The organism is Streptomyces sp. NPDC060002, from assembly GCF_042737245.1.
Taxonomy (GTDB): domain Bacteria; phylum Actinomycetota; class Actinomycetes; order Streptomycetales; family Streptomycetaceae; genus Streptomyces.
Genome location: NZ_JBHWUW010000071.1, coordinates 1 through 13,379 on the forward strand (window position 1 = coordinate 1; position 13,379 = coordinate 13,379).

At 71.9% G+C, this 13,379-nt stretch carries 15 protein-coding genes; 3 read left to right on the plus strand and 12 right to left on the minus strand.

Features of this window, described 5'->3' with window-relative positions; genetic code table 11:
- Positions 1 to 38 precede the first annotated feature (38 nt).
- The 5 genes from der to aroH all read right to left on the minus strand — a co-directional run bounded on the left by der (position 39) and on the right by aroH (position 4,524).
- Entirely contained in the window at positions 39 to 1,523 is a 1,485-nt protein-coding gene (gene der / locus ACFWBD_RS36945) for a ribosome biogenesis GTPase Der (RefSeq protein ID WP_385677050.1), read from the minus strand.
- An 86-nt stretch (positions 1,524 to 1,609) separates the two neighbouring features.
- On the minus strand, positions 1,610 to 2,302 hold the full coding sequence (locus tag ACFWBD_RS36950) for a lysophospholipid acyltransferase family protein (protein WP_385677053.1): 693 nt from the start codon (positions 2,300 to 2,302) through the stop codon (positions 1,610 to 1,612).
- A complete protein-coding gene (gene cmk, locus ACFWBD_RS36955; protein ID WP_385677056.1) occupies positions 2,260 to 2,946 on the minus strand; it encodes a (d)CMP kinase in 687 nt (228 codons plus the stop codon). Before cmk ends, ACFWBD_RS36950 begins: the two co-directional genes overlap by 43 nt.
- 133 nt (positions 2,947 to 3,079) lie before the next feature.
- Positions 3,080 to 4,165 carry a prephenate dehydrogenase gene (locus ACFWBD_RS36960; protein WP_385677059.1) on the minus strand — a complete coding sequence of 362 codons (1,086 nt, stop codon included), beginning with the start codon at positions 4,163 to 4,165 and terminating at the stop codon, positions 3,080 to 3,082.
- Positions 4,162 to 4,524, minus strand: coding sequence for a chorismate mutase (gene aroH, locus ACFWBD_RS36965; protein ID WP_351768370.1), 363 nt, complete (start codon positions 4,522 to 4,524; stop codon positions 4,162 to 4,164). The genes ACFWBD_RS36960 and aroH overlap by 4 nt, the downstream gene beginning before the upstream one ends.
- 194 nt (positions 4,525 to 4,718) lie before the next feature.
- Here aroH and ACFWBD_RS36970 point away from each other — a divergent pair, with 194 nt between their 5' ends.
- From ACFWBD_RS36970 to ACFWBD_RS36980, 3 genes are read left to right on the plus strand one after another with little or no spacing between them, the layout of a single operon-like run.
- Entirely contained in the window at positions 4,719 to 5,381 is a 663-nt protein-coding gene (locus tag ACFWBD_RS36970; protein ID WP_385677062.1) for a hypothetical protein, read from the plus strand.
- A gap of 22 nt (positions 5,382 to 5,403) precedes the next feature.
- Complete coding sequence (locus ACFWBD_RS36975; RefSeq protein ID WP_385677065.1) at positions 5,404 to 5,988, plus strand: DUF6529 family protein; 585 nt, start codon at positions 5,404 to 5,406, stop codon at positions 5,986 to 5,988.
- Positions 5,985 to 6,404 carry a Rieske (2Fe-2S) protein gene (locus tag ACFWBD_RS36980; RefSeq protein ID WP_385677068.1) on the plus strand — a complete coding sequence of 140 codons (420 nt, stop codon included), beginning with the start codon at positions 5,985 to 5,987 and terminating at the stop codon, positions 6,402 to 6,404. Before ACFWBD_RS36975 ends, ACFWBD_RS36980 begins: the two co-directional genes overlap by 4 nt.
- 12 nt (positions 6,405 to 6,416) lie before the next feature.
- Here the strand turns inward: ACFWBD_RS36980 and ACFWBD_RS36985 are convergent, their stop codons facing one another.
- The 7 genes from ACFWBD_RS36985 to ACFWBD_RS37015 all read right to left on the minus strand — a co-directional run bounded on the left by ACFWBD_RS36985 (position 6,417) and on the right by ACFWBD_RS37015 (position 13,155).
- Positions 6,417 to 7,439 carry an ADP-ribosylglycohydrolase family protein gene (locus ACFWBD_RS36985; protein WP_385677071.1) on the minus strand — a complete coding sequence of 341 codons (1,023 nt, stop codon included), beginning with the start codon at positions 7,437 to 7,439 and terminating at the stop codon, positions 6,417 to 6,419.
- Positions 7,436 to 8,164, minus strand: coding sequence for an NUDIX domain-containing protein (locus tag ACFWBD_RS36990; protein WP_385677123.1), 729 nt, complete (start codon positions 8,162 to 8,164; stop codon positions 7,436 to 7,438). The genes ACFWBD_RS36985 and ACFWBD_RS36990 overlap by 4 nt, the downstream gene beginning before the upstream one ends.
- Positions 8,165 to 8,238: 74 nt before the next feature.
- Positions 8,239 to 9,462, minus strand: coding sequence for a pseudouridine synthase (locus ACFWBD_RS36995; protein ID WP_385677074.1), 1,224 nt, complete (start codon positions 9,460 to 9,462; stop codon positions 8,239 to 8,241).
- Positions 9,462 to 10,034: an SMC-Scp complex subunit ScpB gene (gene scpB, locus ACFWBD_RS37000; RefSeq protein WP_385677126.1), complete on the minus strand. Its 573-nt coding sequence runs from the start codon at positions 10,032 to 10,034 to the stop codon at positions 9,462 to 9,464. The genes ACFWBD_RS36995 and scpB overlap by 1 nt, the downstream gene beginning before the upstream one ends.
- 53 nt (positions 10,035 to 10,087) lie before the next feature.
- The gene (locus ACFWBD_RS37005; protein ID WP_385677077.1) at positions 10,088 to 11,434 is read right to left on the minus strand and encodes a segregation/condensation protein A; all 1,347 of its coding nucleotides are present in this window, start codon (positions 11,432 to 11,434) and stop codon (positions 10,088 to 10,090) included.
- 18 nt (positions 11,435 to 11,452) lie between these two features.
- Positions 11,453 to 11,977, minus strand: a complete 525-nt coding sequence (locus ACFWBD_RS37010; RefSeq protein WP_385677080.1) for a hypothetical protein — start codon at positions 11,975 to 11,977, stop codon at positions 11,453 to 11,455.
- A gap of 41 nt (positions 11,978 to 12,018) precedes the next feature.
- Positions 12,019 to 13,155 (minus strand): ParA family protein, encoded by a 1,137-nt coding sequence (locus ACFWBD_RS37015; RefSeq protein ID WP_351768361.1) that lies wholly within the window; start codon positions 13,153 to 13,155, stop codon positions 12,019 to 12,021.
- Between the last annotated feature and the right edge of the window lie 224 nt (positions 13,156 to 13,379).

Genomic DNA, 13,379 nt, shown 5'->3' on the forward strand with positions numbered 1-13,379 from the left:
CAGCCCGTGACGGGTGCCGCCCTCCAGCCGTGTCGCCGTTACTTCTTCTTGTTGGCGCCGCGCTTCTCGCGCACCCGCACCGAGATGTGGATCGGCGTGCCCTCGAAGCCGAACTCCTCGCGCAGGCGGCGCTCGATGAAGCGCCGGTAGCCCGCCTCGATGAAGCCGGAGGCGAAGAGGACGAACCGCGGGGGCTTGGTCCCGGCCTGGGTGCCGAACAGGATGCGCGGCTGCTTGCCGCCCCGGACCGGGTGCGGGTGGGCGGCGACCAGCTCGCCCAGGAAGGCGTTGAGACGGCCCGTCGGGACGCGGGTCTCCCAGCCGGCCAGGGCGGCCTCGATCGCCGGGACCAGCTTCTCCATGTGCCGGCCGGTGCGCGCCGAGACGTTCACCCGGGGCGCCCACGCGACCTGGGCGAACTCGGTCTCGATCTCCCGCTCCAGGTAGTAGCGGCGCTCCTCGTCGAGGGTGTCCCACTTGTTGTAGGCGATGACGAGGGCGCGGCCCGCGTCGACGGCCATGGTGACGATGCGCTGGTCCTGGACCGAGATGGACTCGGAGGCGTCGATCAGGATGACCGCCACCTCGGCCTTCTCGACGGCGGCCGCGGTGCGCAGCGAGGCGTAGTAGTCGGCGCCCTGCTGGAGGTGGACGCGCTTGCGGATGCCCGCCGTGTCGACGAACTTCCAGGTCACGCCGCCGAGTTCGATCAGCTCGTCGACCGGGTCGCGGGTGGTGCCGGCGATCTCGTTGACGACGACCCGATCCTCGTCGGCCACCTTGTTGAGCAGCGAGGACTTGCCGACGTTCGGGCGGCCGATGAGCGCGATGCGGCGCGGGCCGCCGACCGCGGTGCCGAAGGTCTGCTCGGGGGCCTCCGGGAGCGCCTCCAGGACGGCGTCCAGCATGTCGCCGGTGCCTCGGCCGTGCAGAGCGGAGACCGGGTGCGGCTCGCCGAGGCCCAGGGACCACAGGGAGGCCGCGTCGGCCTCGCCGCTCAGGCCGTCGACCTTGTTGGCGGCCAGCACGACGGGCTTGCCGGCCTTGCGCAGCAGCCGCACGACCGCCTCGTCGGTGTCGGTGGCGCCGACCTTGGCGTCGACGACGAAGACGACGGCGTCGGCGGCCTCGATCGCGTACTCGGCCTGCGCGGCCACGGAGGCGTCGATCCCGAGGACGTCCTGCTCCCAGCCGCCGGTGTCGACGAGCTTGAAGCGGCGGCCCGCCCACTCGGCCTCGTAGGTGACGCGGTCGCGGGTGACGCCCGGCTTGTCCTCGACGACGGCCTCGCGACGGCCGATGATCCGGTTCACCAGAGTCGACTTGCCGACGTTCGGACGGCCGATGACGGCGAGCACCGGCAGTGGCCCGTGCCCGGCGGCCTCGATCGCCCCCTCGACGTCCTCGACGTCGAAGCCCTCGACGGCGGCGAGCTCCATGAACTCCGCGTACTCGGCGTCGCCGAGCGCCCCGTGATCGTGCTCGAAGGCTTCCGAGCCGTCGGGCTGGATGTGGTCGTTCATGAAGTCCGTACCTCGTCGTTCATCGTGGTGATCGGTGGAGCAGCCGTTTTGTTCTGGTTGATCCACTACTCGGTATTCAGTGTCGCTCAGCGCCCGGTCAGGCGCCTGGCGTTTTCCAGGTGTGCGGCCAGCTGTTTCTGGATGCGTTCGGTGGCCGCGTCCAGCGCCCTGCGGGTACGCAGTCCGCTGCCGTCGCCCGCGTCGAACGGATCGCCGAAGACGACGTCGACCCGGGAGCGCAGCGGGGGCAGTGCCTTTATCAACCGTCCGCGCCGTTCGGAACTTCCCAGCACGGCGACGGGCACGATCGGGGCCCCGCCGCGCACCGCGAAGTACGCGAGCCCGGCGCGCAGGGCGGCGAAGTCGCCCTCGCCACGGGTGCCCTCCGGGAAGATCCCGAGGACCCCGCCGTTCTCCAGCACGCCCAGCGCGCGGGTGATCGCCGTCCGGTCGGTGGTGTCCCGGTCGACCTTGAGCTGGCCGATGGCGGTCAGGAACGGGTCGAGAGGGCCGATGAACGCTTCCTTCTTGATCAGGAAGTGCGTCGGCCGGGGCGCCACGCCCATCACCATCGGGCCGTCGACGTTGTGCGAGTGGTTGATCGCGAAGATCAGCGGGCCGCTCGCCGGCACCTTCCAGGCGCCGAGCACCCGCGGCTTGAACAGCCCGTACATCAGGCCGACGCCGATGCGCCGCCCGACCTCGGCGCCCTTCTCGGAGGGCGTGGACCCGGCAGTCACTTCGCGGTCCGCTTCTCCTCGACGAGGGTGACGACGCACTCGATGACCTGGGCCAGCGTCAGCTCGGTGGTGTCGACCTCGACGGCGTCGTCCGCCTTGGCGAGCGGGGAGGTCTTGCGGGACGAGTCGGCCGCGTCCCGCTTGATCAGCGCCTCCCGGGTGCTCTTGACGTCCGCGCCCTTCAGCTCGCCGCTGCGCCGGGCGGCACGGGCCTCCGGAGAGGCGGTGAGGAAGACCTTCAGGTCGGCGCCGGGCAGCACGGTCGTACCGATGTCACGGCCCTCGACGACGATCCCCTTCTCGGTGCCGGCCGCCAGCGAGCGCTGGAGCTCGGTGATCCGGGTCCGCACCTCGGGTACGGCGCTCACCGCGCTGACCTTGGCGGTGACCTCCTGCGTACGGATCGGGCCGGCCACGTCGATGCCGTCGACCGTGATCGTCGGGGCGGCCGGGTCGGTGCCGGAGAGGATCTCCGGCTTGCCGGCGACGGCGGCGATCGCCGTGGGGTCCTCGAGGTCGATCCCGTTGGTCACCATCCACCACGTGATCGCCCGGTACTGGGCACCGGTGTCCAGGTAGCTCAGCCCCAGCTGGGCGGCCACGGCCTTGGACGTGCTCGACTTGCCCGTGCCCGAGGGGCCGTCTATGGCGACAATCACGGGCTGGGCGGCGCCGTTTTCCACGGGGGGACACCTTCCTGGTGCGAGGCGGTGGATGTGCGGGACGCGACCGCGCCCCGCACAAGGTTACCGGCCGCGCGTCACTCGTCCGGCCGGTACCTGGTCGGCACCGGGCGCCCGGGGCCGCGGGACGCCCCTACTGCCGGATCGCCCAGCCCCTCTCGCGCAACGCCGAGGACAGCACCACCGCGGACTTCGGCTCGACCATCAGCTGCACCAGACCCGCCTGCTGCCCGGTCGCGTGCTCGATGCGGACGTCCTCGATGTTGACGCCCGCCCGTCCGGCGTCGGCGAAGATGCGGGCCAGCTGGCCGGGCTGGTCGTCGATGAGCACCGCCACCACCTCGTACGCCCGCGGAGCGGCCCCGTGCTTGCCGGGGACCCGGACCTGGCCCGCGTTGCCGCGACGCAGCACGTCCTGGACGCCGTCGGCGCCCTCGCGGCGCTTGGCGTCGTCGCAGGACTGGAGGGCGCGCAGGGACTGGACCGTCTCCTCCAGGTCGGCGGCGACGTCGGTGAGCAGGTCGGCGACCGGCCCCGGGTTCGCGGACAGGATGTCGATCCACATGCCGGGGTCGGAGGCGGCGATCCGGGTGACGTCCCTGATCCCCTGCCCGCACAGCCGCACGGCGGCCTCCTCGGCGTGCTCCAGACGCGCCGCGACCATGCTGGAGACCAGGTGCGGCATGTGGGAGACCAGCGCCACCGCGCGGTCGTGGGCGTCCGCGTCCATGACCACCGGGACGGCACGGCAGTGGGAGACCAGCTCCAGGGCCAGGTTCAGGACCTCGGTGTCGGTGTCCCGGGTCGGCGTCAGCACCCAGGGGCGGCCCTCGAAGAGGTCACCGGTCGCGGCCAGCGGCCCCGACTTCTCCCGGCCGGACATGGGGTGGGTGCCGATGTACGCCGACAGGTCGAGGCCGAGGGCCTGCAGCTCACGGCGCGGCCCGCCCTTCACGCTGGCCACGTCGAGGTAGCCGCGGGCCACCCCACGGCGCATCGCGTCGGCGAGCACAGCGGCCACATGGGCGGGCGGAGCGGCGACGATCGCGAGGTCGACAGGGCCCTCGGGCTCCGCGTCGGTGCCGGCGCCGAGCGCCGCCGCCGTACGGGCCTGCCCGGGGTCGTGGTCGGCGAGGTGGACGACGACACCCCGCTGGGCGAGGGCCAGCGCGGCGGACGTGCCGATCAGCCCCGTTCCGATGACGAGCGCGGTCCTCACTGCGCGATGTCCCTGCGCAGGGCGGCCGCGGCACCGAGGTAGACGTGGTTGATGTCGGCGCGCGCCGTGTCGGTCTCGACGTGCGCGAGTATGCGCACGACCCTCGGCATGGCGCCCGCGATGTCGAGTTCCTGGGCGCAGATCAGCGGCACGTCGACGATGCCGAGCTTGCGGGCCGCGGCCGCCGGGAAGTCGCTGTGCAGGTCGGGCGTGGCCGTGAACCAGATGCTGATCAGGTCGTCGGCGCCGAGCGAGTTCCGCTCCAGGACAGCGGTGAGCAGGGCTCCGACCTGCTCGTCCATGTGGCCGGCCTCGTCCCGCTCGAGTTGGACGGCTCCCCGGACCGCTCGTACCGCCACGGCGCTGCTCCTTGCTGAAGTTCCGACTGCCGACTACGGCTCCTGACGCGGTCAGCCTAGTCAGCCCCCGCCGGTCCGGCGCGTGCCGCCCGCGTGCCGAGACGAGAACGCCCCCGTACGCCCTTTACGGCGGGTGCGACCTGCGCTCTCATGGCACTCTGACGGCAGGACACCCGCATCGGGGAAGGCCCGAAATGAAGCGTCCAGGACCCCTGCTCACCCTTCTCGCGGGACTGGTGCTCGGCCTGTTCCTGCTGACGCTCAACGCGACGACGGGGACGAAGACCGCCTCGTCCTCGTACGAGGAGAAGTCACCGAGTCCGGCCCCCGCCCGGAGCGCCGCCTCGACCGCCCCCAGCCCCGCCACCCCCTCCCCCTCCCGTGTCCCGGCCGCCGCCGCCGACTACGCCGGCCGCACGGACGACGACGCGGCGGCCGTCGCCGTCTCCGTCCGCGACGGCAAGGCGATCGCGTACTACTGCGACGGCCACACCGAGGAGTCCTGGCTCAAGGGAGACGTCGAGGACGACGGCACGCTCCGGCTCACCGGCGAGCACGGCGCGAAACTCGACGGCACGCTCGAGGACGGCAAGCGGATCGACGGCACGGTCGAGGTGGGCGGCGGGCGGCACGCCTTCTCGGCGGACCGGGCGGCGAAGCCGTCCGGGCTGTGGCGGGCGACGGCCACCGTGCGCTCCGCGAAGATCGACGGCGGCTGGATCGTGCTGAAGGACGGCACCCAGGTCGGCATCCTCACCCGCGACGGCAAGCCCTCCCCCGCGCCCCGCATCGACCCGGAGACCGGCGCGGTGACGGTCGACGGACAGCAGCTCACGGCCCGCCCCGCCACGCCCTGACCCCTTCGAGCAGGGAGCCACCATGACCGTCGACCCGAACGCCGCCACCCAGAGTTTCCCCGGCCCCGACCCCGCGCGGCGCGTCCCGCACCCGGCCCGCTACCTCGTCCCGGCGCTGGCCGCCGCCGCCGTGGCGCTCGCCCTGGGCGTGTACGGCAAGGTCCACGACCCGGCCGGGACGGCCTTCAACCTGGCCGGCTTCAGCAGCACGGGCGCGGTCAAGTCCTGGCTGGCGACGGCCGCGATGTTCTTCGCGCTGGTCCAGCTCGTCTCGGCCTCGATGCTGTACGGCAAGCTGCCGGGGCCCGCCTGGTCCGGCACGCTGCACCGCTGGTCGGGCCGGGCCGCTTTTCTGATCGCGGTCCCGGTTGCGGTGCACTGCCTGTACGCGCTTGGCTATCAGACATACGAAACGCGCGTTATGTGGCACTCCCTCCTGGGTTGCTTCTTCTTCGGCGCATTCAGTGCCAAGATGCTGCTGCTCCGCTCGGAGCGACTGCCGGGGTGGCTCCTGCCGATCGTCGGCGGGCTCGTCTTCGCCGTGCTCACGATCATCTGGCTGACCTCGGCCTTCTGGTTCTTCCGCACTTTCGGAGTGACGACATGACCCTCCCCGCGACACGGCGCACGGTCCTCCTGGCGACGGGCGGCGCGGCCGCCGCGCTCGCCACGGGCTGCGGCGAGTACGGCAACGAGGACGGCTCCTCGTCCGAGCAGTCCCCGAAGGCCTCCGCCGGCCAGGAGCTGGCGAAGACCACCGACATCCCCGTCGGCGGCGGCAAGATCTTCGCGCGGGAGAAGGTCGTCGTCACCCAGCCGACGAAGGACGACTTCAAGGCGTTCTCCGCGATCTGCACCCATCAGGGCTGCACCGTCGGCAGCGTCGCCGACGGCATCATCCACTGCCCCTGTCACAAGAGCGAGTTCCGCATCGCCGACGGCTCGGTGGCCGGCGGCCCGGCGACGAAGCCGCTGCCCGAGGAGCAGATCACCGTCGAGGGCGGCGCGATCAGACTGACCTGAGCCCGGGGCGGGTCACTGGTCCCAGAGCGCCCCGAGGGTCACCAGCTCTCCCTGGTACTCGATCCGGTCCGCCCACGCCCTCGGCCAGGCGTCGGCCCCCGCGTACGCGCCCGCGAAGGCGCCCGTCAGACAGGCGATGGAGTCGGAGTCCCCGGAGGAGCAGGCGGCCCGGCGCAGCGCGGTCACCGGCTCGTCGGGGAACAGCAGGAAGCACAGCAGACCGGTCGCCATGGCCTCCTCGGCGACCCATCCCGCCCCCGTGGCCAGACACGGGTCGGTCTCGGGCGCGGGGTCGCGCAGCGCCTCCCGGAGCCGGTCCAGCATGCCGAGGCACTCGTCCCAGCCGCGCTCGATGAAGTGCTCCGGGGTGGGGTCCTGGCCGCGGGTCCACAGGTCGCCGAGCCAGCGGTGGTGGTAGCGGGAGCGGTTGTCGACGGCGTAGGCCCTCAGGAGCCCGACCAGGGCCGTCGGCTGGGCGCCCTGGGTGAGCAGCCGGACGGCGTGGGCGGTGAGGTCGGAGGCGGCGAGCGCGGTGGGGTGCCCGTGGGTGAGGGCGGACTGGAGCTGGGCGGCGCCCGCACGCTGCTCCTCGCTGAGCCCGGGAGCGAGCCCGACGGGGGCCACCCGCATGTTGGCGCCACAGCCCTTGGAGCCGATCTGGCTGGCGTCCTGCCAGCCGCGCTTCTCGTCCTTGAGCAGGTTGCACGCCGTCAGGCAGGTCCGCCCCGGGGCCCGGTTGTTGTCCGGCGACTGGTACCAGTCCACGAACTCCGCGCGCAGCGGGCGCGCGAGCGCCGTCGGCACGAGCAGCCCCCGGTCCATGGCGGTCCGCATGGCCCGCCCCACGGCGAGGGTCATCTGGGTGTCGTCGGAGACGAATGCGCGCTTCGGCAGTTCCATCTCCCGCCAGGGCCCGCACTTGGCGAGGATCGACAAAACGTCGTTGAACTCGGTCGGAAACCCGAGCGCGTCCCCCAGCGCGAGTCCCAGCAGGGCCCCGGTGGCGCGCTTCCTGACGGTGGTCGAGGTGGTCATGCGGATCGTCCTTCCCGGGGCGGTCGCAGCAGGGGCGGGTGGAGCGCGGTGGCGGCGCCCGCACGGTAGAGGGCGGCGGGCTTGCCGCGGCCGCCGGTGAGGCGCGCGCCGCCGGGCACGGGCTCGACGAAGCCCGGGGTGGCGAGCACCTTGCGGCGGAAGTTGGGCCGGTCCAGGCCGGTCCCCCACACCGTCTCGTAGACCTGCTGAAGCTCGCCGAGGGTGAACTCGGGCGGGCAGAAGGCGGTGGCGAGGCAGGTGTACTCGAGTTTGGCGCCGACCCGGTCGTGGGCGTCGGCCATGATCCGGTCGTGGTCGAAGGCGAGCGGCTTCGCGTCGTCGTACGGCAGCCAGCGGGCCTGGGCCGCGTCGCCGCCGCCCGTCGGCTCGGGGGCGTCGGGCAGCAGCGCGGCGAAGGCGACGGAGACCACCCGCATCCGGGGGTCGCGGTCGGGTTCGCTGTAGGTGCGCAGCTGCTCGAGGTGCAGCCCGGAGACGTCCTTCAGGCCGGTCTCCTCGGCGAGTTCCCGCCGGGCGGCCGTCTCCGCGGACTCGTCCGGCCGCACGAAGCCTCCCGGCAGCGCCCACCGGCCGGCGTACGGCTCCTGGCCGCGCTCGACGAGCAGGACGTGCAGGGTGCCCGCGCGGAGCGTGAGGACGGCGAGGTCGACGGTGACGGCGAAGGGTTCGTGGGCGTACTTGTCATAACCCCGCACGCCGAACACCCCCCTTTTAATAGTCACCACGACTATAAAAAGGGGGTGCGGTCAGGCACAAGCCCTGGGAGCCCCAGGAGTCCTTAAAGCTCGACTTCCTTCATCAGCATGCCGACCTCGGTGTTGGACAGGCGGCGCAGCCAGCCCGACTTCTGGTCGCCCAGGGTGATCGGGCCGAAGGAGACGCGGACCAGCTTGTCGACCGGGAAGCCGGCCTCCGCCAGCATCCGGCGCACGATGTGCTTGCGGCCCTCGTGCAGGGTCACCTCGACCAGGTAGTTCTTGCCGGTCTGCTCGACGACCCGGAAGTGGTCCGCCTTCGCGTACCCGTCCTCCAGCTGGATGCCGTCCTTCAGCCGCTTGCCCAGGTCACGCGGGATGGGACCCACGATGTGCGCGAGGTAGACCTTCTTCACGCCGTACTTGGGGTGGGTCAGCCGGTGGGCCAGCTCGCCGTGGTTGGTGAGCAGGATGACGCCCTCGGTCTCGGTGTCGAGCCGCCCGACGTGGAACAGCCGCGTCTCGCGGTTGGTCACGTAGTCGCCGAGGCACTGACGGCCCTCGGTGTCCTCCATCGTGGAGACGACGCCGGCCGGCTTGTTCAGCGAGAAGAACTGGTACGACTGGGTGGCGACCGTCAGGCCGTCCACCTTGACCTCGTCGGTCTCCGGGTCGACCCGCTTGCCCTGCTCCAGGACGATCTCGCCGTTGACCTCGACCCGCGCCTGCTCGATCAGCTCCTCGCAGGCACGCCGGGAGCCGTAGCCCGCGCGCGCGAGGACCTTCTGAAGCCGCTCGCCCTCCTGCTCGGCGCCCGGGAAGGTCTTGGGCAGCTTGACGTCCTTCTTCTCGGCGTACCGGTCCCGGTTGCGCTCCTCGGCCCGCGTCTCGTACTCGCGGGAGCGCGCCGGCTCCGTGCGTCCGCCGCGCTGCTGGCTCTGCCTGGGGCCGCCCTTGGCGCCGCCCCGGGCCGCGCCGCCGCGCCCGGCCTTCGGGCCCTCGTGGGTGGCGCCGGGGCCTACGTCGTAGCGACGCTCCTCGGGACGCGGCCTGCTCGGACGCTTCGGCCCGTCGTCGCGGCCTCCCGCACCCGTCGGCCTGTCGTCACGGCCTCCAGAGCCGCCCCTCGACCGCTCGTCGCGACCTCCAGAGCCGCCCCTCGACCGCTCGTCGCGACCTCCAGAGCCGCCCCTCGACCGCTCGTCACGACCTCCAGAGCCGCCCCTCGGCTGGGAACCGCCCCCGCCGGTCCCCCGGGGCTTGCCGCGCCCGTTGTTCCTGCCACTGCCGCTGCCACTGCTTCGCATCAAAGTTCCGTCGTCGTCGTGTCGTCTGCATCTGCGTCCGGTGCGTCCGGATCGAACGACGGGACCCCTTCCAGCATCTCGGCCTCGATCGCCTCCGCCTCGGGGAGAAAGGGCGCGAGTTCCGGGAGCTCGTCCAGACCGCGCAGGCCCATCCGCTCCAGAAAGTAGTTCGTCGTCACGTACAGGATCGCACCTGTTTCGGGTTCCGCGCCCGCCTCATCGACCAGACCGCGCTGGAGGAGGGTGCGCATCACGCCGTCGCAGTTCACTCCGCGCACCGCGGAGACCCTGCTGCGGCTGACCGGCTGGCGGTACGCGACGACCGCCAGGGTCTCCAGCGCCGCCTGGGTGAGCCGGGCCTGCTGTCCGTCCAGCACGAAGCCCTCGACGGCCGCCGCGTACTCGGGCCGGGTGTAGAACCGCCAGCCGCCCGCGATGAGCCTGAGCTCGAAGCCACGCCCCTGCACGGTGTACTCGTCGGCCAGCTCGCGCAGCGCGTCCGCGATCCTGCGCCGGGGCCGCTGGAGGATCTTCGCGAGGTGCTCCTCGGTCGCGGGCTCGTCGACGACCATCAGGACGGCCTCCAGAGCCGGCTTGAGGTCGAGTGCGGCGACACTCTCCTCGGTCACGTCTTCGTCTCCTTCTCGGGCTCCTCGGGCGGCCGGTCGAACTCGTCCGTGACCACCGGCTGCGCGTCCCCGTCCCCGCCGGTCCAGCGCACCAGCAGCTCACCGAGCGCGGTCTCCTGGTCGAGCTCGACCGCCTTCTCCCGGTACAGCTCGAGGAGCGCCAGGAAGCGGGCCACGACGGTGAGGGTGTCCTCGGTGTCCGCCACCAGCGTGCGGAAGCTGGCCTCGCCGAGCTCCCGGAGCCGCGCGACGACGATCCCGGCCTGCTCCTGCACGCTCACCAGCGGCGCGTGGATGTGGTCGATGTACACCTGCGGTTTGGCCCGGGGCTGCATCGCCTTGACCGCGAGCCCGGCGAACCCCTCCGGGCCGATGCTGATGACGACCTCGGGCAACAGCTCCGCGTGGTGCGGTTCGAGGCCGACGGTACGGGGGTAGCGCCGGGCCTCGCTCTCCAGCCGGTGCGTGAAGATGTCGGCCACCCGCTTGTAGGCCCGGTACTGGAGCAGCCGGGCGAACAGCAGGTCCCGGGCCTCCAGCAGGGCCAGGTCGGCCTCGTCCTCGACCTCCGCGACGGGCAGCAGCCGGGCCGCCTTGAGATCGAGCAGCGTGGCGGCCACGACCAGGAACTCGGTCGTCTGGTCCAGGTCCCAGTCGGGCCCCATCGCCCGGATGTGCGCCATGAACTCGTCGGTCACCTTCGACAGCGCGACCTCGGTGACGTCCAGCTTGTGCTTGGAGATCAACTGGAGCAGCAGGTCGAAGGGCCCCTCGAAGTTGGCGAGGCGGACCTTGAAAACCCCGTCGGGAGCTTCCCGGGACTCGGGCACGGGTTCCGGACCCACGGATTCCGGCACCCGCTCGGACACGACGGATTCCGGACCCACTGGTTCCAGACGCACGGGTTCCGGGGCTACGGATTCCGGCGCTTCGGATTCCGGTTCCGCGGACTCCGGTACGCCAGATTCCGAACCTGCGGATTCCGGTTCGGCGGGATCCCGCAGGTCCGGTTCCGGTGCTACGGATTCCGGATCGGCGGGTTCCCGCAGGTCCGGTTCCGGTGCTACGGATTCCGGATCGGCGGGTTCCCGCAGGTCCGGTTCCGGTGCTACGGATTCCGGATCGGCAGGCTCCCGCAGGTCCGGTTCCGGTGCTACGGATTCCGGATCGGCCGGGTCCGGTACGACCGGGTCCGGTACAGCCGGCACCGGGTCCGGCACCGGTACGGCCGCCTCGGGCGCCGGCTCGGCGGGGACCGGCGCCGTCCCGGGCCCCCGCCCCAGCGCACGCCGACGACCGGCTGCTGCGCCGGGGCCGGGGACGGGGACGTCGCTCGAGGTCATGGCCCCCGCAGGCTACCGCTACCGCCCGCGAAGTCGTCGTACGAGGATGCTCGCGTCCCCGCGGCTCTCCAGGTCGGCGAGGACCACGGCGACCGCTTCGCGGACGATGCGCCCCCGGTCCACGGCCAGCCCGTGCTCGCCGCGGAGCACCAGACGGGCGTGCTCCAGGTCCATGAGCTCCTCGGCGGAGACATAGACGGTGATCTTCTCGTCGTGCCGCTCCCGGCCGCTGGGCCTGCGGGACGGCTGCCGTCCGCGCTTGCGCGACTGGCCGTCGGCAGCGGAGGCAGAACCTTCCTGCGGGCCCTGACGGCGCTCGGAGCGCTCCCCGGGGGCGCCCCGGGTACGGGACTCCCCGGCGTCGGTCCGGCCCGCGTCGGCCGCCACGTGCTCGGCGCCCTCGCCGTCACCGCCCTGCGCGGGCACCGACTTCGGCACGTCCGCCGCGCCGCCGGCCGCCACCCCGTCGCTCTCGCCGGCCGGAGCGGGCACCCGGGCCTCGCCGTTGGCGGAGCGCCGGGGCGCGGACGACTGAAGCGCCATTCCCCCTGTCGTACGGAAGAGTTCGTCGGCCCCCGGCAGACTCACTCGGCGGGACACCGGGCGAGCACCTCCCTGGCGAGCTGACGGTAGGCGGCGGCGCCGACGGAGTTGGAGGCGTACGTGGTGATCGGCTCACCGGCGACCGTGGTCTCCGGGAAGCGGACCGTGCGCCCGATGACCGTGTGGTACACGTGGTCGTCGAAGGCCTCGACGACACGCGCGAGCACCTCACGGCTGTGCACGGTGCGCGAGTCGTACATCGTGGCGAGGATCCCGTCGAGTTCCAGTTCCGGGTTGAGCCGTTCCTGGACCTTCTCGATGGTCTCGGTCAGCAGCGCCACACCCCGGAGGGCGAAGAACTCGCACTCCAGCGGCACGATCACCTTGTGAGCGGCCGTCAGGGCGTTGACGGTGAGCAGACCGAGCGAGGGCTGACAGTCGATGACGATGTAGTCGTAGTCGTCCATCAGCGGCTTGAGCGCACGCTGGAGCGTGGACTCGCGCGCGACCTCGGAGACCAGCTGGACCTCGGCGGCCGACAGGTCGATGTTGCTGGGCAGCAGGTCCATGTTGGGGACCGCTGTCTTCAGGAGCACCTCGTCCGCCGCCATGCCCCGCTCCATGAGCAGGTTGTAGACGGTGAGGTCGAGCTCCATCGGATTGACGCCTAGACCGACCGACAGCGCGCCCTGCGGGTCGAAGTCCACGAGCAGCACGCGCCGGCCGTACTCCGCGAGCGCGGCACCCAGGTTGATGGTCGACGTCGTCTTGCCCACGCCGCCCTTCTGGTTGCACATCGCGATGATCGTCGCGGGGCCGTGCTGGGTCAGCGGGCCCGGGATCGGGAAGTACGGCAGCGGGCGTCCGGTCGGACCGACGCGCTCACGGCGCTGTCGGGCCGCGTCGGGCGCGAGCGTGGCCGCGTATTCCGGGTCCGGCTCGTACTCGGCATCGGGATCGTAGAAGTGCCCTTCGGGCAGTTCGTCGTAGTCGGCGAAGTGGTTGCGGGGCGCGCCACTTCCGTCGCCGGCCATGGCGTTCACGTAATGGCCATCCATGCTCTGGTGTGCTGACAGAGCCACATGAGGGCTGCGCTGGCTCTGGTGGGCTGCGAAGGTTCGGACAGCGACGGAGCCGACAGCCTCGAGCCCCGCGGAGACCTGGGCCCGCGTCGGCATTCCTGGTTGACCACCCCCGGGAGCAAATGTCGACTCATTCACAAGTCGTCTTACCTCCTTGGTGACCAGGAAACTTCTAGACAAGGTCAGCGTGGCACCATGCCGACAGTCGGCGACTCTATGGCGTGTCGGGCGTCCGCAGCAACACAATCCGCCGGACCCGGCCCGATGTGTCGGCAATGAAACATCCCGCTGTCAAGGGCGTACGACCGTCGCACGGCAGG

What these genes read in the sequence shown, in the direction of transcription:
- der (WP_385677050.1), bottom strand. Translation starts at nt 1,523, where the DNA reads ATGAACGACCACATCCAGCCCGACGGCTCGGAAGCCTTCGAGCACGAT.
- ACFWBD_RS36970 (WP_385677062.1), top strand. Translation starts at nt 4,719, where the DNA reads ATGAAGCGTCCAGGACCCCTGCTCACCCTTCTCGCGGGACTGGTGCTC.
- ACFWBD_RS36975 (WP_385677065.1), top strand. Translation starts at nt 5,404, where the DNA reads ATGACCGTCGACCCGAACGCCGCCACCCAGAGTTTCCCCGGCCCCGAC.
- ACFWBD_RS36980 (WP_385677068.1), top strand. Translation starts at nt 5,985, where the DNA reads ATGACCCTCCCCGCGACACGGCGCACGGTCCTCCTGGCGACGGGCGGC.
- ACFWBD_RS36985 (WP_385677071.1), bottom strand. Translation starts at nt 7,439, where the DNA reads ATGACCACCTCGACCACCGTCAGGAAGCGCGCCACCGGGGCCCTGCTG.
- ACFWBD_RS36995 (WP_385677074.1), bottom strand. Translation starts at nt 9,462, where the DNA reads ATGCGAAGCAGTGGCAGCGGCAGTGGCAGGAACAACGGGCGCGGCAAG.
- scpB (WP_385677126.1), bottom strand. Translation starts at nt 10,034, where the DNA reads ATGGTCGTCGACGAGCCCGCGACCGAGGAGCACCTCGCGAAGATCCTC.
- ACFWBD_RS37005 (WP_385677077.1), bottom strand. Translation starts at nt 11,434, where the DNA reads ATGACCTCGAGCGACGTCCCCGTCCCCGGCCCCGGCGCAGCAGCCGGT.
- ACFWBD_RS37010 (WP_385677080.1), bottom strand. Translation starts at nt 11,977, where the DNA reads ATGGCGCTTCAGTCGTCCGCGCCCCGGCGCTCCGCCAACGGCGAGGCC.
- ACFWBD_RS37015 (WP_351768361.1), bottom strand. Translation starts at nt 13,155, where the DNA reads ATGCCGACGCGGGCCCAGGTCTCCGCGGGGCTCGAGGCTGTCGGCTCC.